The 473-nt window shown below is 44.8% G+C and carries 1 protein-coding gene; it reads left to right on the top strand.

What is annotated here, in order from left to right:
* On the top strand, positions 1 to 473 hold a 473-nt coding region (locus C2M30_RS12280), incomplete at both ends, for a flagellin N-terminal helical domain-containing protein (protein WP_442792809.1).

Here is a 473-nt window from a genome sequence, read left to right as displayed (position 1 = left end):
CAACAAGCATCAAACGGTTCAAATACTGATGAAGACCGTCTAGCGCTGCAAGAAGAAATCCGTCAATTGATGGATGAAGTAAATCGTGTTGCGTCTGATACAACGTTTGGTGGTACTAACTTACTTGACGGTTCATATGAAGCGAGTTTCCAGGTGGGTGCAGATGCTGTACAAACTATCGGCTTTAGTATGAAGAGTGTAGGCGGAACAGCTGCGGGTAATAGCTTAACGGCAAACGGCGGTTTCACACTTTCAGGTATCGCAGGAGCTGCGTCAACTGTAACAGGTAAAACTCTACACGGTGCGTCGTCGGATGGTGCTTTAATTGGTACATCTCAACAATCAGTATTGTCATCAATCGACTCTGATTACGATGCGTCAGGTACATTTGCGACAGTATTTACTGAAACAGGTATTTCAGTATCAACACAAGCGAATGCGCAGCAAGTTATGGCTGGTATGGATGCGCTAAT

The sequence above is a fragment of the Pseudoalteromonas sp. T1lg24 genome, from assembly GCF_002964745.1.
GTDB lineage: Bacteria > Pseudomonadota > Gammaproteobacteria > Enterobacterales > Alteromonadaceae > Pseudoalteromonas > Pseudoalteromonas spongiae.
The sequence above is the reverse complement of the archived record's forward strand: the minus strand, read 5'-3'. Positions and strand labels throughout refer to the sequence as shown.